General features: G+C 47.2%; 25 protein-coding genes and 1 pseudogene. 3 read left to right on the plus strand and 23 right to left on the minus strand.

Features of this window, described 5'->3' with window-relative positions; all coding sequences use genetic code 11:
* Nucleotides 1–2: 2 nt before the first annotated feature.
* The 8 genes from xseA to aroQ form a co-directional block, all read right to left on the minus strand.
* On the minus strand, nucleotides 3–1,325 hold the full coding sequence (gene xseA, locus BW42_RS07545; RefSeq protein ID WP_035409097.1) for an exodeoxyribonuclease VII large subunit: 1,323 nt from the start codon (nucleotides 1,323–1,325) through the stop codon (nucleotides 3–5).
* A complete protein-coding gene (gene folD, locus BW42_RS07550; protein WP_081780391.1) occupies nucleotides 1,322–2,155 on the minus strand; it encodes a bifunctional methylenetetrahydrofolate dehydrogenase/methenyltetrahydrofolate cyclohydrolase FolD in 834 nt (277 codons plus the stop codon). The genes xseA and folD overlap by 4 nt, the downstream gene beginning before the upstream one ends.
* A gap of 71 nt (nucleotides 2,156–2,226) precedes the next feature.
* Nucleotides 2,227–2,628: a transcription antitermination factor NusB gene (nusB, locus tag BW42_RS07555; RefSeq protein ID WP_035409747.1), complete on the minus strand. Its 402-nt coding sequence runs from the start codon at nucleotides 2,626–2,628 to the stop codon at nucleotides 2,227–2,229.
* 123 nt (nucleotides 2,629–2,751) lie between these two features.
* Entirely contained in the window at nucleotides 2,752–4,104 is a 1,353-nt protein-coding gene (accC, locus tag BW42_RS07560; RefSeq protein WP_035409099.1) for an acetyl-CoA carboxylase biotin carboxylase subunit, read from the minus strand.
* Between the two features lie 15 nt (nucleotides 4,105–4,119).
* Nucleotides 4,120–4,569, minus strand: coding sequence for an acetyl-CoA carboxylase biotin carboxyl carrier protein (accB, locus tag BW42_RS07565; RefSeq protein ID WP_035409101.1), 450 nt, complete (start codon nucleotides 4,567–4,569; stop codon nucleotides 4,120–4,122).
* Nucleotides 4,570–4,737: 168 nt separating this feature from the next.
* Nucleotides 4,738–5,304, minus strand: a complete 567-nt coding sequence (gene efp, locus BW42_RS07570; protein WP_023467577.1) for an elongation factor P — start codon at nucleotides 5,302–5,304, stop codon at nucleotides 4,738–4,740.
* 35 nt (nucleotides 5,305–5,339) lie between these two features.
* Complete coding sequence (locus tag BW42_RS07575; protein ID WP_035409103.1) at nucleotides 5,340–6,404, minus strand: Xaa-Pro peptidase family protein; 1,065 nt, start codon at nucleotides 6,402–6,404, stop codon at nucleotides 5,340–5,342.
* A gap of 14 nt (nucleotides 6,405–6,418) precedes the next feature.
* Nucleotides 6,419–6,847, minus strand: a complete 429-nt coding sequence (aroQ, locus tag BW42_RS07580) for a type II 3-dehydroquinate dehydratase (RefSeq protein ID WP_035409105.1) — start codon at nucleotides 6,845–6,847, stop codon at nucleotides 6,419–6,421.
* A gap of 156 nt (nucleotides 6,848–7,003) precedes the next feature.
* On the opposite strand from aroQ, the gene BW42_RS07585 reads away from it, so the two are divergent.
* Nucleotides 7,004–7,936: a DUF1385 domain-containing protein gene (locus BW42_RS07585; protein ID WP_035409107.1), complete on the plus strand. Its 933-nt coding sequence runs from the start codon at nucleotides 7,004–7,006 to the stop codon at nucleotides 7,934–7,936.
* A gap of 20 nt (nucleotides 7,937–7,956) precedes the next feature.
* A complete protein-coding gene (locus BW42_RS07590; protein WP_035409109.1) occupies nucleotides 7,957–8,358 on the plus strand; it encodes an SA1362 family protein in 402 nt (133 codons plus the stop codon).
* A 56-nt stretch (nucleotides 8,359–8,414) separates the two neighbouring features.
* Here the strand turns inward: BW42_RS07590 and hpt are convergent, their stop codons facing one another.
* The 3 genes from hpt to BW42_RS07605 form a co-directional block, all read right to left on the minus strand.
* A complete protein-coding gene (gene hpt / locus BW42_RS07595) occupies nucleotides 8,415–8,942 on the minus strand; it encodes a hypoxanthine phosphoribosyltransferase (protein ID WP_035409112.1) in 528 nt (175 codons plus the stop codon).
* Between the two features lie 148 nt (nucleotides 8,943–9,090).
* Nucleotides 9,091–9,513: a transcriptional regulator MntR gene (mntR, locus tag BW42_RS07600; RefSeq protein WP_035398709.1), complete on the minus strand. Its 423-nt coding sequence runs from the start codon at nucleotides 9,511–9,513 to the stop codon at nucleotides 9,091–9,093.
* Between the two features lie 24 nt (nucleotides 9,514–9,537).
* Nucleotides 9,538–10,368 carry a lipoate--protein ligase family protein gene (locus BW42_RS07605; RefSeq protein WP_035409114.1) on the minus strand — a complete coding sequence of 277 codons (831 nt, stop codon included), beginning with the start codon at nucleotides 10,366–10,368 and terminating at the stop codon, nucleotides 9,538–9,540.
* A 138-nt stretch (nucleotides 10,369–10,506) separates the two neighbouring features.
* Between BW42_RS07605 and BW42_RS07610 the strand changes: the two genes are divergently transcribed.
* A complete protein-coding gene (locus BW42_RS07610; RefSeq protein WP_035409116.1) occupies nucleotides 10,507–10,887 on the plus strand; it encodes a rhodanese-like domain-containing protein in 381 nt (126 codons plus the stop codon).
* A gap of 64 nt (nucleotides 10,888–10,951) precedes the next feature.
* On the opposite strand, the gene gcvPB is transcribed toward BW42_RS07610, so the two are convergent.
* The 12 genes and pseudogenes from gcvPB to BW42_RS07670 all read right to left on the minus strand — a co-directional run bounded on the left by gcvPB (nucleotide 10,952) and on the right by BW42_RS07670 (nucleotide 19,756).
* Nucleotides 10,952–12,421 carry an aminomethyl-transferring glycine dehydrogenase subunit GcvPB gene (gene gcvPB / locus BW42_RS07615; protein WP_035409117.1) on the minus strand — a complete coding sequence of 490 codons (1,470 nt, stop codon included), beginning with the start codon at nucleotides 12,419–12,421 and terminating at the stop codon, nucleotides 10,952–10,954.
* Complete coding sequence (gcvPA, locus tag BW42_RS07620) at nucleotides 12,414–13,760, minus strand: aminomethyl-transferring glycine dehydrogenase subunit GcvPA (RefSeq protein ID WP_035409120.1); 1,347 nt, start codon at nucleotides 13,758–13,760, stop codon at nucleotides 12,414–12,416. The genes gcvPB and gcvPA overlap by 8 nt, the downstream gene beginning before the upstream one ends.
* A 13-nt stretch (nucleotides 13,761–13,773) precedes the next feature.
* Entirely contained in the window at nucleotides 13,774–14,856 is a 1,083-nt protein-coding gene (gcvT, locus tag BW42_RS07625) for a glycine cleavage system aminomethyltransferase GcvT (RefSeq protein WP_035409121.1), read from the minus strand.
* A gap of 184 nt (nucleotides 14,857–15,040) precedes the next feature.
* Nucleotides 15,041–15,355: a hypothetical protein gene (locus BW42_RS07630; protein WP_035409123.1), complete on the minus strand. Its 315-nt coding sequence runs from the start codon at nucleotides 15,353–15,355 to the stop codon at nucleotides 15,041–15,043.
* Nucleotides 15,352–15,837 (minus strand): shikimate kinase, encoded by a 486-nt coding sequence (locus tag BW42_RS07635; protein ID WP_035409124.1) that lies wholly within the window; start codon nucleotides 15,835–15,837, stop codon nucleotides 15,352–15,354. The genes BW42_RS07630 and BW42_RS07635 overlap by 4 nt, the downstream gene beginning before the upstream one ends.
* Entirely contained in the window at nucleotides 15,830–16,102 is a 273-nt protein-coding gene (locus tag BW42_RS07640; RefSeq protein WP_231496877.1) for a hypothetical protein, read from the minus strand. Before BW42_RS07640 ends, BW42_RS07635 begins: the two co-directional genes overlap by 8 nt.
* A gap of 282 nt (nucleotides 16,103–16,384) precedes the next feature.
* Nucleotides 16,385–16,744 (minus strand): type II secretion system protein, encoded by a 360-nt coding sequence (locus BW42_RS16165; protein WP_081780392.1) that lies wholly within the window; start codon nucleotides 16,742–16,744, stop codon nucleotides 16,385–16,387.
* 5 nt (nucleotides 16,745–16,749) lie between these two features.
* Nucleotides 16,750–17,211, minus strand: a complete 462-nt coding sequence (locus tag BW42_RS07650) for a prepilin-type N-terminal cleavage/methylation domain-containing protein (RefSeq protein ID WP_035409128.1) — start codon at nucleotides 17,209–17,211, stop codon at nucleotides 16,750–16,752.
* Complete coding sequence (locus BW42_RS07655) at nucleotides 17,180–17,491, minus strand: competence type IV pilus major pilin ComGC (RefSeq protein ID WP_023467559.1); 312 nt, start codon at nucleotides 17,489–17,491, stop codon at nucleotides 17,180–17,182. Before BW42_RS07655 ends, BW42_RS07650 begins: the two co-directional genes overlap by 32 nt.
* Before the next feature lie 17 nt (nucleotides 17,492–17,508).
* Nucleotides 17,509–18,450, minus strand: a complete 942-nt coding sequence (locus BW42_RS07660) for a type II secretion system F family protein (protein WP_052019070.1) — start codon at nucleotides 18,448–18,450, stop codon at nucleotides 17,509–17,511.
* Between the two features lie 14 nt (nucleotides 18,451–18,464).
* Nucleotides 18,465–19,307 (minus strand): annotated as a pseudogene (locus tag BW42_RS07665) (ATPase, T2SS/T4P/T4SS family).
* 62 nt (nucleotides 19,308–19,369) lie between these two features.
* Nucleotides 19,370–19,756, minus strand: coding sequence for a Spx/MgsR family RNA polymerase-binding regulatory protein (locus tag BW42_RS07670; protein WP_035409130.1), 387 nt, complete (start codon nucleotides 19,754–19,756; stop codon nucleotides 19,370–19,372).
* Between the last annotated feature and the right edge of the window lie 84 nt (nucleotides 19,757–19,840).

Raw genomic sequence — 19,840 nt, forward strand, 5'->3', positions numbered from 1 at the left:
CCTTACTCCCCATCCTCTCGTTTGGCACGAATCGTTCCATCATGGAATCGGATATCGAACGAAGACGCTGTTAATGCCTTCGCGGAACGAACAATTTGTCCATCCTGTTCGACATACGTATAGCCGCGCATCAGGACATGCGTCGGACTGACGGAGTCGAGTCGCGCGAGCACATGACGCACTTGTTGTTGTTTCGATTGCAAAAGCCGACGCACGATTTCGAGTCGACGACGCGACTGTTCAATCGTTGCTCGTTGTTGTACGAATCGATCACGTACTGGTATTCGCATTAAACGTGTGTGAAGACGCTCCACCTGCTGTCGGTTTTGAGTCACGATATACTGCATCTCTTTTTGGAGCAACATTTCCGTCCGGTCCAGTTGTTCCTGCTTTAGTCCGAGTAAAACACGTGGCGATTTAAGACCGTAACTCGCGGCTAGACGTGTCACTTGCTCCTGTTTACTCTTAAGGAGTTGTGTATACGTTCGTTCCAAACGTCGCTCTACATCCTGGACACGACGGACGAGTGCCTCTGCTTCCGGAGTGACAAGTTCTGCCGCCGCTGTTGGTGTAGCAGCACGAACGTCGGCGACGAAATCACTGATCGTAAAATCAGTCTCATGTCCGACAGCAGAGACGATTGGGATACGTGATTCAAACACGGCTGTCACGACAGACATTTCATTGAATGCCCACAACTCTTCGATCGAACCGCCACCACGACCAATGATCAACACATCACAGGCAGCATGCTCGTTCATCAGTTGAATAGCACGACTGATTTGGGGTGCCGCGTCTGCTCCTTGTACAAGAACCGGCGCGAAGACGATGGCTGCTTGCGGATAACGACGCCGGAGTGTCGTTGCAATGTCATGAAGCGCCGCTCCTTTTGGCGATGTGATGATCCCGATCCGATCCGGAAAAGCAGGCAACGGTTGTTTGATCGCAGGATCAAACCAACCACGTTCTTCAAGATCCATTTTCAGGCGAGAAAACGCCTCGTATAACGCGCCCACACCATCTTCCGTCATCCGTTCGACATAGAGTTGCATTTCTCCAGAAGAGACGTAGACAGATAAGCGTGCCGTGACGACGACACGCATGCCGTCGCGTATGTCTGTCTTGACCCGACTCGCATCCCGAGCAAACATGACGGCTTTCATCCGTGACTGTTCGTCCTTCAACGTAAAATAAAGGTGACCGGAAGAGTGTCGTTTAAAGTTCGACACTTCTCCCACCACCTGGACTTGTTGTAGAAGGGCGTCACCTTCTAGTTCACGTTTGACATAGTGGACTAAATCGGAAACGTGAAGAGGTTCACTCATTGCGCGGCCTCGATCGTGTTATGCAGTAACATCGTGATCGTCATTGGACCAACGCCACCCGGAACAGGTGTAATCATCGATGCAACGTCTTGTACCGTATCAAAATCAACATCACCGACGAGTTTACCATCGACACGGTTGACACCGACGTCAATGACGACAGCATCCGGTTTCACCATATCTGCAGTAATCAGCTTCGGTACACCGACTGCGACGATCAAGATATCCGCTTGGCGTGTCATCGCACCGAGGTCTGCAGTTTTTGAATGACAGTATGAAACGGTAGCCGATTCATTCAAGAACAACATACCGACGGGTTTTCCGACGATTTGACTCCGTCCGACGACAACGACGTGCTGACCCGCGATCGGTACATTCATCTCTTTTACGAGATGGAGAATACCATTTGGTGTACATGGTAAAAATGTCGGTTCACCAATCATCATCTTCCCGACAGAGACAGGATGGAAGCCATCGACGTCCTTTTCAGGAGAAATCGCAAAAATGACCTTGCTCTCATCAATATGGTCTGGCAACGGCAATTGAACGAGAATCCCGTGGACACTCGCATCTACGTTCAGGCGTTCAATCAAATGAAGGAGTTCTGATTCCGTTGTTTCTGCCGGAAGTCGGATCAACTCTGAATCCATTCCGATTTCCTTCGCTGCCTTCTCTTTTCCGCGTACATAAGATTGACTAGCTGGATCTTCACCAATCAAGATGACAGTCAATTGCGGTTGAATCCGCTGTTCTTTCAGACGTGCGACTTCTTCTTTCAGCTTCATACGATATGAATGGGCTACCTGTTTTCCATCGATTACTACTGCCATGATTTGTCCACTCCCCCAAAAAGTTCGATTCACTCTTCTGTCTGTTTGTCTCTATTCGGTTTTAAATCGGTTTATGAATTTTCTTTGACGACGCCTTGTGCCACTTTACCAAGAACACCGTTCACAATTTTCGTTGCTTCTTCATCTGCGAACGCCTTCGTCAATTCGATGGCTTCGTTAATCGTTACTCGAACCGGAATGTTCGTTTCGAACAACAATTCATAGACGGCTAAGCGAAGAATCGTCCGCTCGATGTTTCCAAGTCGCTCGAACGACCAGTTGACGAGTGCTTCTCGAATATGCTGATCAATTGTTTCTTTGTTCGTTTCGACACCGTTCACCAATTGCTCGACGAATGTATCGTATTCCTTACCTTCTACCGCGAATTCAATGGCCTCTTGTGCAGTCAGATCCGAAAGTTCCATTTGGAACAAAGATTGGACTGCGAGTTCGCGTGCCATGTGTCGTTTCATCATGATTTTGCGTGCTCCTTTTTTTGTCGTTCTCAATCAGTTAGTTTAGCACATTCCTCTTTTAAAAAACATAGAGAACGCCAAAAAAAGACGGGAGTTCGTCGCACAAACTCCCGTCCTGATTCAGTTTACGATCGTACCTTTTAACTCACGCTCTGCGAATTTCGTCGTAAATGTACCACGACGGAATACCGGGTGACTGAGAACCCGTTCGTGGAACGGGATCGTCGTTTTAACACCTTCGATCCAAAATTCAGCTAGCGCACGTTCCATTTTCGCGCATGCTTCTTCCCGTGTTTCTGCATGAACGATCAACTTTGCAACCATCGAGTCATAGTATGGTGGAATCATATACCCTGGATAGACCGCGCTATCGATGCGCACGCCCATTCCGCCCGGTGTCACATATTGTGTGACACGTCCAGCAGACGGACGGAAATCATGGTCTGGATCTTCGGCATTGATCCGGCACTCAATCGAATGACCATGGAACTTGATATCCTTTTGTTTAACGGCAAGTGGATGATCGAGCGCGACTTGGAGTTGTGCTTGAACGAGATCGAATCCTGTGATCATCTCCGTTACTGGATGTTCCACTTGAATGCGCGTGTTCATCTCCATGAAGAAGAATTCTTCCGTCTCTTCGACGAAGATGAATTCGATCGTTCCAGCTCCTGTATACTGAATCGCTTTTGCTGCTTTTACAGCAGCCTCTCCCATCTTCAACCGTGTCGCTTCACTGACCGCAGGAGATGGTGCTTCCTCAATCAGTTTCTGCATCCGGCGCTGAACGGTACAATCTCGTTCCCCGAGGTGAATGACATTGCCATGACGGTCAGCAAGCACCTGTACTTCAACATGGCGGAATTCTTCGATGAAGCGCTCTAAGTATACGTCTCCGTTTCCGAAGGCTTGTTTCGCTTCACGGCGCGTCTCACTTAGACCATTGATCAACTCTTCTTCCGAACGAGCGACCCGAATCCCTTTACCACCGCCACCTGCTGTCGCTTTGATGATGACCGGATAACCGATTTCTTGCGCCAGCGCGACCGCTTCTTCGTCTGTGACCGTTCCATCTGAACCAGGCACGACGGGTACACCGCATTCGATCATCGTCTTTTTCGCGACATCCTTGATCCCCATCTGACGAATCGCATCCGACGTCGGACCAACGAACTTAATCCCACACGCTTCACACATCTCGGCAAAATCGACGTTCTCAGCTAAGAAACCATAACCCGGGTGGATCATCGTGACTTGACGATTTGTTGCGATCGCAAGGATGTTCGTAACGTTTAAGTAGGATGAAGCAGAACTTGCTTCACCGATGCAATATGCCTCATCTGCTAAGCGAACGTGTAACGCTTCCTTATCCGCCGTCGAGTAGACAGCAACGGTTTGTATTCCAAGTTCCTTTGCCGCTCGAATGATGCGGACGGCAATTTCTCCACGGTTGGCAATCAATAATTTTTCCATGCTGTTCACCCCCGCTTACGGACGGATCCGGAAGAGTGGTTGACCAAATTCAACGAGATCTCCATCGGCGACAAGAATCTCGACGACCGTTCCAGATACTTCCGAGTTTAAGTTATTGAAGAGTTTCATTGCTTCAAGGACACAGACGACTTGACCGACTTCGATCTGATCCCCGACTTTGACGTATGCCGGTTTATCCGGATTTGGACGAGAATAGAACGTCCCGACCATTAACGCATTGATTGTGATCGTATCGTCAGCGACTGCTTCTTCTTCAACAGGTGCTGCTGTTTGTTTCACAGGAGCAGGTGTTGCTACCGGTGCAGCGGGTGCTTGGTGTGAGACCGTTACCGTCTCTCCTTGTTTCTTTAACTCCAATTTATACGTATCCGTCTCAAGTGTGAGTTCGTTTACACTCGACTGATCGAGCATTTCGAGTACTTGTTTCAACTGATCGATTTTCATCTGTCATTCTTCCCCCATCTATGCTGTATTCACAATTATTATACCAGGTGCTAATGCCTACTCAAATACTTATATTAACTGGTCATACCATTGGATGCAAGTCACGCTGGATGAAAAAAGACGCCTCTCGACCTAACAAAAGGTGAAAGACGTCTTGTCGTTTCGTTCTTATCCGTTGTAACGACCTGTGAAATCACCTGTACGTGTATCAACCGTTACTTTTTCGCCCGCTTCGATGAAGAGTGGCACTTGAATGATGTGTCCCGTCTCTACTGTCGCGTTTTTCTTGACGTTCGAAGCTGTATCGCCTTTAACGCCCGGCTCCGCTTCAACGATCGTCATGACGACCGTGTTAGGTAATTCAAGACCGAGGATTTCGCCGTTATAAACAGCGATTTGAACTTCCATGTTTTCAAGCAAGTATGGAAGAGCTGCTTCGACTTGTGCCGTCGTCAATTCCAACTGCTCGTAAGATTCTGTATCCATGAAGACATATGTCTCACCCATTGGGTAGAGGTATTGCATCTTGTTACGCTCAATGTGCGCACGCTCGACACGCTCACCGCCGCGGAATGTCATCTCTTGGATGTTCCCGTTACGGATATTACGCATTTTCGTCCGAACGAACGCTGCCCCTTTACCTGGTTTAACATGTTGGAATTCAAGTACTTGCCAAATCATACCGTCTGAAGTTTTGATCGTTAATCCTGTTTTTAAATCGTTTACTGATACCATGAATGGTTCCTCCTAAAATGTCCCGTCACTCTGAATTAGAGAGTGATCAGTTCTTTTGGTGAAGACGAAAGAATTTCTCGACCTGTTTCCGTGATCAAGACGTCATCTTCAATTCGGCATCCGCCGACTTGCGGCACGTAGATACCTGGTTCGACCGTGACGATCATGCCCGGTTCAAGTTTCGTCTCAGAGCGGAAAGATAGACCAGGTCCTTCATGTACTTCTAGACCAATGCCGTGTCCCGTCGAGTGACCAAAGTACTCGCCGTATCCTGCTTCTTTGATGATATCACGCGTCAATGCGTCCGCTTCTATCCCTGTAATACCTGGTTTTAAACCATCAACACCCGCTAGTTGCGCTTGTAAGACTGTATCGTAGATTTTCTGCAATTCAGCATTGATCGGACCGACTGCTACAGTCCGTGTGATATCTGAAACATAACCGTTCAGAAGCGCCCCAAAATCAAGCGTGACAAGTTCGCCTGTCGCAATGACCTTCGAACTGGCAACACCGTGCGGCAAGGCAGAACGATAGCCCGATGCAACGATCGTATCGAAAGAAGAAGACGTCGCTCCATGCTTACGCATGAAGAATTCTAGTTCATTTGATACTTCAAGTTCCGTCCGTCCTGGTTGAATGTACGTCAAGATATGCTGGAAGGTCGCATCTGCGAGCTCCACCGCTTCCTTAATCATCTTAATCTCTGATGAATCCTTAATCAAGCGTAGGTTTTCGATGATTCCCGTCGTCGGAACGAGTTCGATCGAAGAAGCTTGATCATACGCTTCAAAAGCACCGAGTGTCATCGCATCTTTTTCGACGCCGACCGCGCGAACACGTGCCCCTGCCATCAATTCACCCATTGTCTCTGGAATCGAACGTTCAATTTGGACGATTTCCATTCCTTTGACTTGGTCTGCCGCTTGCTCCGTGTAACGGAAATCCGTCACGAAGTACGCTTGCTCTTCTGTTACGAGACATGCACCGCTTGAACCTGTGAAGCCGGAAATATAACGAATGTTCTCTGCTTTCGTGACGAGTAATCCTGGAAGGTCCCGTTCCTTTAAAGCTGCTTGTAACGCCTCGATCCGTTGTTTCATGATTGATTTCCCCCTTATTCCGATTGTTGTAAAGCTTGGAGTGCTTCTGTTGCCAGACGATATCCCGTCATGCCAAGTCCAGCGATGACCCCCTTGCAGACTGGTGCAATCATCGAATGATGCCGGAAGGATTCACGTGAATGGACATTCGATAGATGGACCTCTATGACGGGTGCTTCGATTGCAGCAATCGCGTCACGTAACGCGATACTCGTATGCGTGTAGGCAGCCGCATTGAAGACGATGCCGTCCGCCCCTCGTTCCTCGTGAAGAACATCAATCAGTCGTCCTTCATGGTTCGATTGCTCGAACCGAAACTGAATGTTCGGAAAATAAGCGCGAAGCTCGTGTTCTAAATCAGCTAACGTTGCCGTTCCGTATGTATCCGGTTCGCGTGTTCCGAGTAAATTCAAGTTTGGTCCGTTTAAAATCAAGACACGCAAAAAAACACCTCCTCGAATTCTTTTTCATTGTATCATAACCCGATTTCCGACTCCTAAAGATTACCTCGTTTTGACGAGTCGAACATAGTTTTTTTGTCGTAAATCAAGTACACTGACGATACACCTAATTTTAATGAAGACGGGATGCGTTCTATTATGAAAACGACTAATCCGCCGGTCGGTGGTCAAGCCATCGTCGAGGGCGTCATGTTCCAAAATGCGACCCATGCGGTCTCTGCGATTCGTCGAAATGATTCGTCGATTGAGACGTTTGCACAACAAAAACCGATTCGACCACGAATCGCCAAAGGAAAACGAATTCCACTCCTGCGCGGTCTCTTTGCATTAATGGAGTCTTCAGCGAATGGCGCAAGTCACATGAATTTCGCAAGTGATCGCTACGGCGTTAAACCCGGTGAAGAACAACCGGAAGAGTCAACGGCTAGTCCATTGACGAAATGGCTCGGAGTGGCTGTCGTCGGAATTCTTTCCTTTTTCTTTGGGAAATTACTCTTTACGCTATTACCTGCTTTCCTTGCGTCTTTGTTTGATGTGTTTCCGCTCTTATCGGGACATGTCGTTCAAAATGTCATCGAAGCAGTGATTAAATTAACGTTACTATTTAGTTATCTCTACGTGATTTCTTTGACTCCACTCGTCAAACGACTCTTTCAGTACCATGGCGCTGAGCATAAAGTCATTAACTGTGTCGAATCCGGACGTCCACTCACCGTCGAAAACGTTCGTGTTAGCAGTCGACTCCATTACCGGTGTGGCTCGAGTTTCTTGATTTTCACCGTCATCGTCGGTTTTTTCGTCTACTTGATCGTCCCAACAGATCCGCTTTGGTTGCGTCTCGTCTGCCGGATTGCTTTATTACCGGTCGTCATCGGTCTCTCATTTGAAGTCTTACAGCTAACGAATAAAGCACAACATATCAAAGGACTTCGTGTTATCGCCTTGCCTGGTCTATGGTTACAGTACTTGACGACGAAAGAACCGGATGATGCTCAAATTGAGGTTGCGATTTATGCGTTTGAAGCCTTAGAAAAACAGGAACATAACCTACATGAGAATGCACTGGGTTAATCGATAACAGGGGTGATATTATGATCAGACAACGCATTGGTTCTACATTCGCACTCGTCGTGTTACTGTTCGCTTTTGTCGGCTTTGGATATAAACTCGTCAATAATCCAAGTAGTCTGTTTTCACAATTGCTGTTCTTCGGCATTACTGCCGGGATCATCTTCTTACTCTTTAAGTTCCTGACTCGTAATCGAAGCGTCGGAAACGGTACGAACGCACAGTACCGTAAATCGGTCGCTCAATCCAAAAAAATGCATGGTCCTTCGAATTCTGTTCGCCGGACAGACTTCAAGAAAAAACCAGTCAAGTCTTCGAAAGCACCTGCATCGAATAAAGTCAGACCGTTACGTGATCGTTCGAAAGCGCCTCATCTGACGGTCATTGAAGGAAAAAAAGGCAAAAAGAAAAAACGTGCTTTTTAATGTTGAAAGCATATTAATTAAGGAGGTTCGTCGCCTATGACGAACCTCCTTATTTTTCACTCCGTTTCGACCCAACCGATGTAAGGAAGATTGCGGTATTCTTCAGCACAATCAATCCCGTACCCGACAACAAAGTAATCCGGAATCTCGAACCCGACATAGTCCGCATCGAGTTCTACTTCACGACGTGCCGGTTTATCAAGTAACGTACACACCTTCAGGACGCCTGGCTGATGCAATTTCATATGATCACATAGGAAATGAAGCGTCCGTCCTGTATCAATGATATCTTCGATGACGACGACATATTTTCCTTGAACATCGAGATCGAGGTCCTTCTTCAATTGAACACGACCTGAAGAAACGGTCTTTGTACCATAAGAAGAGCACGCGACCGTATCAATTTGGACGCTTCCTTTGATTTCGCGCATCAAATCCGCAGCAAAAACCATCGATCCTTTCAATACGACGACGAGAACGATTTGACGTCCTGCCGCATCTGCTTCGATCTGCTGTGCTAACTCACGAACTTTTTCTTTCAGTTGTGATTCCGACACTAACTTTTCTTTAATCGTGATTTCCATGACAAGGTGCGAACACCCGTCACCCCCTTCGTCCATTTTCAGGATCAGTATAGCATATCTACCTCATAATGCGTACTTTACCATGAAATTATAATGGATTGTTCGTGTTTAAGTGTATCTAATAAGAAATTATATAAAAAAACAAGCCTCAATCCTCTGGATGGGCTTGTTGATAGCGATGTAACTCTTCTTTCAGACCAGGACGTTCCGCAAAGAACTGAATCATCCCATTGATTTTATCCAATGCTTCGATGCTAATATGGTGTTCGATTCCTTCGACATCCTTGTAAATCAATTCCTCATCCACACCAACGAGACGAAGAAAATCTTCAAGTAATGCATGTCGTTCTACAAGACGCTTCCCAATCTTACGTCCTTTAGGCGTCAGCATGAGCCCCCGATATTTTTCATAAACGAGATAGGTCTCGCGGTCGAGCTTTTGTACCATCTTCGTCACAGACGAAGGATGTACACCTAATGACTCCGCAATATCCGATACACGGGCATATCCCTTATCTTCAATCAACTTATAAATTTGTTCCAAATAATCTTCCATACTCGGAGTTGGCACGACATCACCTTCCCATTTCATTCATTAGCGTTTCCAGTTCCACTCATCACTACGGTATTTCTCGGCAAGACGCTCAATCTCCTGCCACTGCTCACTAGTGAATGTCAACGGAACGAACGACAAATCAAGTGCTTCTTCAAACCCTTTCGTGAACGCTCCTCTTACTTCGTCAAATGCTACAGCGCGACCTGCTAACTCGTTCAGAGCGACAGCCTTTCCTGAAAAACGAGCCTTCATCCGCTCGCGCGTCGACTCATCATCGTACAAGAAGCAATCAAACAGTTCGCCTTCATCAACAGAGAGTGGAACAGAACCATGCTGTAAGACGACGCCTTGATGACGGACTTGTGCACTTCCGGCGACTTTTCGTTTACCGACAGCGAGTTCATAATACGATGCTGCATCAAAACAGACAGCCGATTTTGGCTTCCGTAATTCTTCTTTTTCCTCTTCCGTCAATGGAACTGAAAATTCGACTGGAATGCCGAGGTGATGGTATCCCTTGCGAATCCCTTCCGTCAACATTCGGTAACTTTCGATGACCGTGCGTGGTAACCCTTCCGTATCTTCAGGGATGACGATACTGTATGTCAACTCGTCTGCATGCAAGACAGCTCGCCCTCCTGTCATCCGACGCACGATCGGAATGCCGAGCTCCGCGATCCGCTTTCGATCGATATCACGGGTTGCTCGTTGGAAATGACCAATACTTAATCCACGTGGTTCCCATGAGTAAAAACGAAGCGTCGGTGCGATCTCCCCCCGCCCGACGAACTGAATTAATGCTTCATCGATTGCCATGTTCATTGCCGGCTCCATTGCCGGCGTCGTCAATACTTGCCACTCTCTGTTCACTTCAGCACCCCCAAAACGTTTCCGTATTAGTGTATCAAACCCTTTCTCGGTCGCGCAATCACGAGTCGATTGCCGAAATCGATTTCGTTGACTATAATGAAACAGAGGTTAAACGAACGAAGGGGTTGGAAGTCGAATATGGAAACTGGAACTATCGTTACGATCGTATTATGGGTCGCGCTGATCGCCTACATCGCTTGGCGTTTCATGCCGGTCAAAGGTATCACGAAATTGTCACAGGAAGAATTCCGTGCGAACTATCGCAAAGCACAAATCGTCGATGTCCGCGAGACACAGGAATTCAAAGGTGGACACATCGTTGGTGCTCGTAATATCCCGGTCAGCCAAATGAAGATGCGCTCGAAGGAATTACGGAAAGATATGCCGATTTACTTGTACTGCCAAGGTAGCATGCGTTCTTCACAGGCTGCAAAAGTTTTGAAAAAAGCAGGCTATACGAATCTGTATCAATTAAAAGGCGGATTCAAGCAGTGGTCAGGAAAAATCAAACGGAGCTGATGCTTCGTTCATCGCAAAAAAAGGATCCCTCCGGAAGGAGAGATCCTTTTTTTATGGTTCTTGCTTATACATGTACTTCTTGTTTTGGTTCATAGCGTAAGACGGGCTTGCGAGCAGCAAGTGTCTCGTCCATCCGTTTGACGACCGTCGTGTGTGGGGCGTTCAAGACGACATCCGGTGTCTCTTCGACCTCTTTTGCAATCTGGAGCATCGCATCACAGAAGGCGTCGAGTGTTTCTTTCGATTCCGTTTCCGTCGGTTCGATCATGATACACTCCTCGACGTTCAACGGGAAGTAGATCGTTGGTGGATGGTATCCAAAGTCAAGCAGACGTTTAGCGATATCAAGCGTCCGGACACCTAATGCTTTTTGACGTTTACCCGACAAGACGAATTCGTGCTTGCAATAGACGTCGTATGGCGCGTCATACGCACCTTTGAGACGAGCCAACATATAGTTCGCATTCAAGACCGCTTCTTTCGAGACGCGAGCGAGACCTGCCCCACCCATCGTCCGAATATAGCTATAGGCACGAACGTTGATGCCGAAGTTACCGTAGAATGGTTTGACGCGACCGATCGCTTCCGGGCGATCGTAGTCGAGGACATAACGCTCTTCTTCTTTGCGGACGATTGGTTTCGGTAAATACGGAATCAAATCTTGTTTGACCCCTACTGGACCCGATCCTGGTCCGCCGCCACCGTGCGGTCCTGTGAACGTCTTATGCAAGTTCAAGTGGACGACATCAAAGCCCATGTCCCCTGGACGAGCAATGCCCATGATCGCATTCGAGTTCGCACCATCATAGTACAGTTTTCCGCCTGCTTCATGAACCGCTTGTGCGATTTCGACGATATCCGACTCAAACAAACCGAGCGTGTTGGGATTCGTCAACATGAGTGCCGCTGTATCGTCACCGACTTTTTTCTTTAAGTCTGCTAGATCAACGAGACCACGTTCATCCGATAAGACCGTCACGGTATCAAATCCAGCTACTGATGCCGATGCCGGGTTCGTTCCGTGTGCCGAGTCCGGTACGAGGACTTTCGTCCGTTTAAAGTCACCACGCGCATGGTGGTAGGCCTTAATCAGCATCAAACCTGTCCACTCACCGTGTGCTCCCGCCGCCGGCTGGAGCGTCACTTCATCCATTCCTGTGATGACCGCGAGTTTTTCTTGCAGATCATACATCAAACCGAGTGCCCCTTGAACACTTTCGACTGGTTGAAGCGGGTGAATGTGTGCAAACCCAGGGAGGCGCGCCATATCTTCATTGATTTTCGGATTGTATTTCATTGTACATGAACCAAGTGGATAGAATCCAGAATCCACACCATGGTTACGGTTCGAAAGTGCCGTGTAGTGACGGACGAGATCCAGTTCAGACACTTCCGGTAGTGCCACGTCTTCCTTCCGTAACATCGAGGTCGGTAACAATTCTTCTACTGCCACCTCATCGACAGTCGGTAACGGTAAGCTATAGGCGATACGACCCGGTTTAGAAATTTCAAAGATCAATGTTTGCTCATTCATGTGTGAGTCCCCCTAACGCTGTCACGAATTGATCCAACTCTTCATTCGTCCGTAATTCCGTTGCACAAACAAGCATTTCATTCTGACGTGCCGCGTCATAAGCGCCTAACGGCAAACCGCCGATGATCCCGTGATCGAGCAATTGTTGACTCGCACGTGTCGCGTCGATTGGTAGCGTAACGACGAATTCATTGAAGCTCGGTCCATCGTCAACGATCGTAAAGCCAGCCTGTTTCAGCTTTTGTTTTAAGGCATGTGCCGTTTGCAAGTTACGTGTCGCGAGTTCCCGGATACCCCGTTTTCCGAGTGCACTCATCGCGATCGAAGCAGCGAGTGCATTCAACGCTTGGTTCGAACAGATGTTAGATGTCGCCTTGTCACGGCGAATGTGTTGTTCACGTGCTTGTAACGTCAGAACGAAACCGCGTTTCCCATTCTCATCGACGGTCTGTCCAACGAGACGTCCCGGAATCTTACGCATCAACGCTTTTGTCGTCGTGAAATAACCACATGTCGGTCCACCAAAGCTTTGTGGAATTCCGAACGGTTGGCAATCTCCGATCGTAATGTCAGCGCCAAGTTTACCTGGCGCTTCTAAGATACCGAGTGCCAGTGGATTCGCAGAGACGATGAACAGCGCACCACGAGCATGAGTCGCATCGGCCAATGCTTGTAGTTCTTCGACACGACCGTAGAAGTTCGGATACTGCACGATGACACAGGCGACGTCTTCGATGGCATCGAGTTGATCAATTCGCGTCACACCTTGCTCAAGCGACAACGTCTCGACGTTTAATCCTGGACCATTCGCATACGTCCGGACGACATCGTGCGCTTCCGGGTGAACGCCATCTGAAAGAACGATCGTTTTTTTCTTCGTATGGGCACACGCAAGCATGGCCGCTTCCGCTAACGCCGTAATACCGTCATACATTGACGAGTTCGCGACGTCCATCCCTGTCAATTCACAAATCATCGATTGGAATTCAAAAATCGCTTGTAGTTCACCTTGCGAAATTTCTGGCTGATATGGTGTATAGGCAGTGTAAAACTCTGAGCGCAGTAACATATGATTGACGACAGCAGGTGCATAGTGATCATAGATGCCTGCGCCAAGGAACGATGGATATTGTTTCGTATTCATGTTTTGGTCGGCAAGCTTCGATAGAGTCCGAATCAAGTCTGTTTCCGGAAGTGGCACACCGACTTCTTCCAATGTACCGTTATCACGGACGGATGCCGGGATATCAGCGAGTAAATCTTCGATCGATGCTGCACCGATCGTCTGTAACATCGCCTGCTCATCTTCTGCTGTCATTGGTAAATAACGAAAATCCATAGAAATATCCCCCTTATTTCGTGCGACGATAAAACGGTGTCGCTGTTCGTTTCGCTGCTAAACGTTTTCCGCGTACTTCCACTTCAAATTGCTCTTGTTCCGCTACTTCTGCAGGAACGAGTGCCCAAGCAATAGCTTTTCCGACTGTCGGCGGCAACGTACCTGTCGTCACCACACCAACGACTTCCCCGTCATGCCAAACCGGTGCATCTTGACGCGCAATCCCTTTATCGAGTAATTCAAGACCGATCAAGCGTCGCGGTGCTCCTTGTTCTTTCTGTTGCAACAATACCTCTGAACCGACGAACGGTTTGACTTGTGGTTTGACCGCAAAGCCCATTCCCGCTTCGATGGGTGAAATCGTTGCTGATAATTCATGTCCGTAAAGTGGCAGACATGCCTCAAAACGTAATGTGTCACGTGCCCCGAGCCCGCATGGTACGACACCTTGCTCAAGCAGTGCTTGCCAGACAGCAGGTGCGTCACCAGCTGCCATGTAGAGTTCGAATCCATCTTCCCCTGTGTACCCACTGCGTGAGACGATCATTTCCACTCCTGCAACCGTCCCCCGTTGGAACTTGAAAAATCCGATCTCTGATAAGACAAGTGGTGTCATGCCGGAAAGGATGGCTTCCGCACGTGGTCCTTGGACCGCAATTTGACCATATTGTTCCGATTGATTCTCAAGCGTGACGTCCCCTGTTAGATAGTGACGTAAATGTTGTTCGTCTTTTTCAATGTTCGAAGCATTGACGACGAGAAGATAGTCCGTTTCTGCCAAACGATAGACGAGTAAATCATCCACTGTCCCACCGTCTTCTTGGCATAAGACGTTATATTGCGCTTGCCCCACCGCAATCTTCGAAATATCGTTCGATAATGTAGCTTGTAAAAACGTCAGAGCATCCGGTCCGCTGACGAACAGTTCTCCCATGTGCGAGACATCGAACATGCCGACGTTCTCCCTTACTGCAACGTGTTCTTCTTTAATCGAGGAAAACAAAACTGGCATTTCAAATCCCGCAAAATCCACCATCTTACCGGTTTGCGAAACCGTCTCGAATAACGGTGTTCTTTTCAATGTCGTTTGACTCATACAAATCCCCCTATTTACGAACGTTTTCGCTCTCTCTTCTCTTTAATGTTCCATTTTCAAATCCATCTTACCAATTAAAATCATAATTATCTAGTATTATTCGGAAAAAGGAACATACGAAAAAGAGAGAAAGGACCCTGTCCCTTCTCTCCTATTGTTTCATATTCTTCCCATGAAAGCCATTTCAAAATTGTTTGATTCCGGCAGTTCGTTTGATTTCCTCCTGGAGTCGACGACCTTCCGTCACCAATTGGCTTGTTCCCTGCTTCACACGATTTCCTTCTTCGGTGATCCGGTTGATGTTCCCTTTGATTTGATCGATTCGGTGCGTTGTATGATCGATGTTCGTCTGCAAGGTTTTCTGACGAATCGTAAAGCGCTCCATCAATTGCTTTAATTGTTGAATATCCTGAGATAGCTTCTTTTTGTAAAGAATGAATCCGAACAACACAAGTCCTACGATGGACAATAAAATAATACCTAACGTAATCCAAATCATGACTTTTCCTCCAATACAGTTTCAATCGCATGAACCAACCCTTCGATTGATGTCGTTCCTTCAATGCGAACAGTGGCAACTCCAGCATACAAAGAATAGCGACGATCGAATAAATGCTTCACCTGTTCCCGTTCTGTCACGAGTGGACGATTCGAGTCAGAAGCAATCCGTTTCCAGATGACATCAAAAGGCGTATCAATCCAAATGACTGTCCCTGCCTTTTTCATGAACAGTCGGTTCTCTTCTCGTTCGACGATTCCACCACCCGTGACGACTACTTCCGCGTTGCTGTTCCTTAACAATTCGCTCTCGTGTGTACGAAACCCTGCTTCGCCATACTCAGCAAAAAAAGAAGGAATCGTTTGTCCATGTTTCTGTTCGAAGTGTTCATCCAATTCGTCGACCGTGTATCGTCCACGTAATCGATGTCCGACGGCTGATTTACCAGTTCCCATAAAGCCAATCAAATAAACCTTACTCATGTGTAACGACCGCCTCGATTCTTTGACCATTATCTAATCTCGCTTCCATTTTAAAGCCTTTATCGGTCACTGTACAGCTGACTTGCCCGATTGGATAGCGGAGGGTCTCATCCTTCGTACAATCTGCTTTTGCCGCGCGGATGAGAGATTCGAGTTGTAGTGCTTCTTGTTCCAACTGATGATGGCGCATTTCTTCGTCAATTTGCTGACAAGCGATTAAGAGCACGACTCCCATGCCTAGAAGCAACAGTAAGGTCTGAATCAAGATGAATCCGTCTTGACGCATCGGAAGGAACGTTTGCTGTCGTTCAACTGAATTGAGAGGATCTCGGCAGTGCTTGTCACAGTGTATTGTTTGACATCGCGAGCGTATGTCAGTTCACCTCCTTGTTCTTTCTTGAGGCGTAGTTGATCCTGCACACGGACGAGACGCCATTTCTCAGCCATCTCTCCCGGATTAACGTCCATTCCGCGAATCTCATCTCCAACGCGTTCACACATCGTACTCCGCCACATGAGCCGTTCTACGGTATGAAAGAACAGTTCCTCATTCATTCGATTGACTTCTGGTGGGCGAACGAGTGGTGTCAGCGTCAAAATCGCCAACAGGAGCAACGGACTGATCCACAGGACGAACGATAGTTCGAGGAGGGTCATTCCGGATTCTGCTCGCAAGACATGTCGTTTCATTGCACCACGCTCCTTGCTTCAGAACATAGGACACTGTTCGGTTTTCAACTTGATCCGTCGCCATCTGCTCAAGCTGTTTCGTCTCTTGTTCCCATTTGATTTGTTTCGTTCGTAAATCGAGATAAGGATCGATCGCTAGCATCATGAAGACACCCATCGCAACGATAGAGAGAATCACTTCGAGCAAAGAGAAACCCGCTTGTCGTTTGTCCTGCATACTTCTCACCTCACTTTACGGATTGCCATTTGATAGTTCCCAAGTAAGAATTTAATTTCATACTCGGCTGTTGCCGAACGGCAAGACCACGTCGCTGCATAAATCGAGTGATAGCTCTTAAAGTAGATGATGCGGTTTGACGGGGGGACGGCACATGTATGCCCATTCTGGAACGTTCGTTGCCATAACAGCCGGTCATCCGCAAGTACAAGGTATCCTGTCCCGTCTCCTCGAAATCGAAACTGCATCAATGCTTGATCTTGTTTCGAGTACTGCATGAGCCGAAGCGTCTGAATATCTTGTTCCATTAGACGAACCTCTTGTTCAAGCGGAATCCAGTCCGGTCGTTTTTCAAATAGTGCCGGCAACAACAAAACAAGTAAACAAGCAATGATTGTCAGTACCGCCGTCATCTCAAATAAGGTAAATCCTTGTTCACTTCGTAAGTTCGCCAGTCTTCGGATCATACGTATACGTCTCCTGATCACAGACGAGGGCATTCGGTTTATCGGCGGTTCCCCGATTGATCGTCTGAAGCGATTCCGGGTATTTTTTCTCTTTCGCATAATAGAGATTGACCTCCGAACGAATGACTCGAATATTCGCCTCACAACTCACACCTTTCGCCTGATCCTTTCCACTTGTCATCGTTGGAATCAAAACGAGCAGTAACAACGAAATGATTAATAAGACGGCTGCCATCTCCAGTAAAGTGAATCCGTCCTGTCGTTTTAAGAATTGTTTCATCGTATCGTCTCCTCTGTTTAAAATGGAAGCTGCTGTATCGCTAGCTGAATCGGATAATATAAGATGAGAAACAACGTTCCTGTCATGATCGTTAATCCCCCGTACAAAATCGGCTCGATCCATAACAACTTTTTCTCTAACTCCTCTTCCATCGACTCATGCAAGAGCGTCGCTTGTTCAAGCAACAACGGACCAAGATCTCCACTTTCTCGCGCTAAATGGACGATTCCAATCGTCTCGGCTTCGATGATCTCATCTTCACCAAGCGCTTCTGCAAGTGGTTCCCCCGACTGTTGTTTAGCATGCAAACGAGCGTACAAATGACCTTTTTTATTCGCTTGTCCTTGCTCTAGATGACGAAAGGTCTCTTCGAGCGAAAAGCCAGCATCGATAAACGATCCTACTTCGATCGTGAATAAATAGCTGTAGTAGAGACGAATCAAACGCTGTAACGGTTTCAGTCGTAAAATACGGTTTAATGGAAAGAAGCGAAAGAAGAGGTAACCGGAGGTTAACAAAATAACGGGAATACTTGCGAGCATATATTTCGCAGAGGGGTGAAGAAGAAGATGAAGAAATGAGGGGAGAGTTTTCGGGTCCGACATCTCGAGGAGAGATGGAAATACGTAGAGGGCGTAAAAGAAGAACAGCAGGAATAGACTGGTCGCTAGAACAAGCGGATATCGGATCATCTTCCAAAACTTCGATCGCATTTCTGTTTCGAGGTCGAGCAGTTTCACGATTTGGCGAAGAACAAGCAACGGTCGCTCTGTCCTTTCTCCAACAAAAAGAAGTCGTTTTAAGGTATTCGTTAACGCAAGCGGTTCAAGGGATGCTGCAAAGGAGTCTCCTTTTTCAAGACGTTGCTCCATTTCTCCGACCACTTCCGAGAACGGATGACGCTCGAATCGTTTTAAAATGAGTAGCGTCTCTTTCGCGGAAATTCCTTTTGATAACAAGCGATGATATCGTTTTAAGAACCGACTTTGATCGCGGCTTGTAAGTTTCTGACGGTACAGCGGACATCCTCTCCTTTTCGCTCGAGATGAATGATGCGTTGACAGACAGCTAGCTCTGACTCTTCGATACCTAAACTGCGCAATCGTAATCGCGCTTCATCAATACTTCCAGCGTGTAGCGTAAACAACACGACGTGACCACTAAGGGCGGCATTCATCGTCAAACGTGCTGCCTCCCTTGTCCGCACCTCACCAAAAGCAATCCAATCTGGATCCGCTCGCAGTATTTCCTCAAAACATCGTGTAGCAGTGAAGCCTGCTTTTTCATTTAGTTCCAGTTGTAAGACGTTTGGTACCGTACATTACACCGGATCTTCAATCGAGATGATTCGTTTTTCTTCCATTGCACTCATCAAGGAATATAACATCGTCGTCTTTCCTGCACCTGTCGATCCGGAAATGACGATACACCCATGTCGTTGTTCAGCTAACCATGCGAAGTCCAATTGATCATGTAACGTTTGTAAAGCCGTTTCTCGAGAGACTGTCGAACGATAAAAACGCCACGACATCGCATCCCCTTGTCGACTCGGTAACAACGAGACACGCATTCCCTTTTTCCCATGTGGATACAAGCCACTTTGCGGAATTCGTTCATTTTGTTCCTTTAAGTTCGCCTCATAGCGAATATGGCTGACAAGCGTCCGGTAACGTGTCAGTTCTACGTCATCTTGTTCACACAGCCCATCGCTCGTTCGACAAACGATTCGGACGCGAGTCTCGTTCGGAACGAAATGAACATCTGTTGCACCGAGTGCTTCGAATCGTTCCATGAGTTGTGTCGTCCATTCCTTCATTTCTACTCACCTCCCTACAGCAAACAATACACAAAAAAAAGAAGCCGACCAAACCGGCTTCTTTATGATACGTGTGCAATTGTCCGATGTTTACGCTTCGCTAATGTCTCAAGACCCGGTTTATCATACCCGATAACGAGTTGTTTTCCATCAGTGATGATTGGACGGCGTAACAACTTCGGATTGTCACTCATGAGGCGTAATAACTCACTGAGTTTCATGTCTTCAATATCAATGCCGAGATCTTTGAAGGCTTGACTGCGTGTTGCGAGCAAACTTTCAATCCCGTCTGTCGATAATTTTAACAGTTCCATGAGTTCATCAACTGTTGGAGCATTTCTGAACAGATGACGTTCCTCTACATCAACATGTTCCTCTTTTAACCATGATTTCGTTTTACGACATGATGTACAGCTTGGATATGTGAAAAAGACTAACTCATTCGCCATTTTTGCTCCTCCTCTCAAAGTGTGGGGTTTCATTACAGTTACTATAGCACGACATTTTGACTTTGTACACCTTTTGTACAACTA

This window comes from Exiguobacterium sp. RIT341 (assembly GCF_000632205.1).
Classification (GTDB): Bacteria; Bacillota; Bacilli; order Exiguobacteriales; family Exiguobacteriaceae; genus Exiguobacterium_A.

Bases quoted from the DNA above. Each gene is read 5' to 3' on its own strand.
- gcvPA (WP_035409120.1), bottom strand. From the start codon at position 13,760: ATGGATTTTCGTTATTTACCAATGACAGCAGAAGATGAGCAGGCGATG.
- BW42_RS07630 (WP_035409123.1), bottom strand. From the start codon at position 15,355: ATGATTTGGATTACGTTAGGTATTATTTTATTGTCCATCGTAGGACTT.
- efp (WP_023467577.1), bottom strand. From the start codon at position 5,304: ATGGTATCAGTAAACGATTTAAAAACAGGATTAACGATCAAAACTTCA.
- BW42_RS07670 (WP_035409130.1), bottom strand. From the start codon at position 19,756: ATGGCGAATGAGTTAGTCTTTTTCACATATCCAAGCTGTACATCATGT.
- BW42_RS16165 (WP_081780392.1), bottom strand. From the start codon at position 16,744: ATGCAGGACAAACGACAAGCGGGTTTCTCTTTGCTCGAAGTGATTCTC.
- xseA (WP_035409097.1), bottom strand. From the start codon at position 1,325: ATGAGTGAACCTCTTCACGTTTCCGATTTAGTCCACTATGTCAAACGT.
- BW42_RS07635 (WP_035409124.1), bottom strand. From the start codon at position 15,837: ATGAGTAAGGTTTATTTGATTGGCTTTATGGGAACTGGTAAATCAGCC.
- gcvPB (WP_035409117.1), bottom strand. From the start codon at position 12,421: ATGAATGAGCAAACATTGATCTTTGAAATTTCTAAACCGGGTCGTATC.
- BW42_RS07575 (WP_035409103.1), bottom strand. From the start codon at position 6,404: ATGAAACAACGGATCGAGGCGTTACAAGCAGCTTTAAAGGAACGGGAC.
- nusB (WP_035409747.1), bottom strand. From the start codon at position 2,628: ATGAAACGACACATGGCACGCGAACTCGCAGTCCAATCTTTGTTCCAA.
- BW42_RS07610 (WP_035409116.1), top strand. From the start codon at position 10,507: ATGGAAACTGGAACTATCGTTACGATCGTATTATGGGTCGCGCTGATC.
- BW42_RS07655 (WP_023467559.1), bottom strand. From the start codon at position 17,491: ATGAAACAATTCTTAAAACGACAGGACGGATTCACTTTACTGGAGATG.
- accB (WP_035409101.1), bottom strand. From the start codon at position 4,569: ATGAAAATCGATCAGTTGAAACAAGTACTCGAAATGCTCGATCAGTCG.
- hpt (WP_035409112.1), bottom strand. From the start codon at position 8,942: ATGGAAATCACGATTAAAGAAAAGTTAGTGTCGGAATCACAACTGAAA.
- BW42_RS07650 (WP_035409128.1), bottom strand. From the start codon at position 17,211: ATGATCCGAAGACTGGCGAACTTACGAAGTGAACAAGGATTTACCTTA.
- accC (WP_035409099.1), bottom strand. From the start codon at position 4,104: ATGGAAAAATTATTGATTGCCAACCGTGGAGAAATTGCCGTCCGCATC.
- BW42_RS07585 (WP_035409107.1), top strand. From the start codon at position 7,004: ATGAAAACGACTAATCCGCCGGTCGGTGGTCAAGCCATCGTCGAGGGC.
- gcvT (WP_035409121.1), bottom strand. From the start codon at position 14,856: ATGAGTCAAACGACATTGAAAAGAACACCGTTATTCGAGACGGTTTCG.
- folD (WP_081780391.1), bottom strand. From the start codon at position 2,155: ATGGCAGTAGTAATCGATGGAAAACAGGTAGCCCATTCATATCGTATG.
- BW42_RS07590 (WP_035409109.1), top strand. From the start codon at position 7,957: ATGATCAGACAACGCATTGGTTCTACATTCGCACTCGTCGTGTTACTG.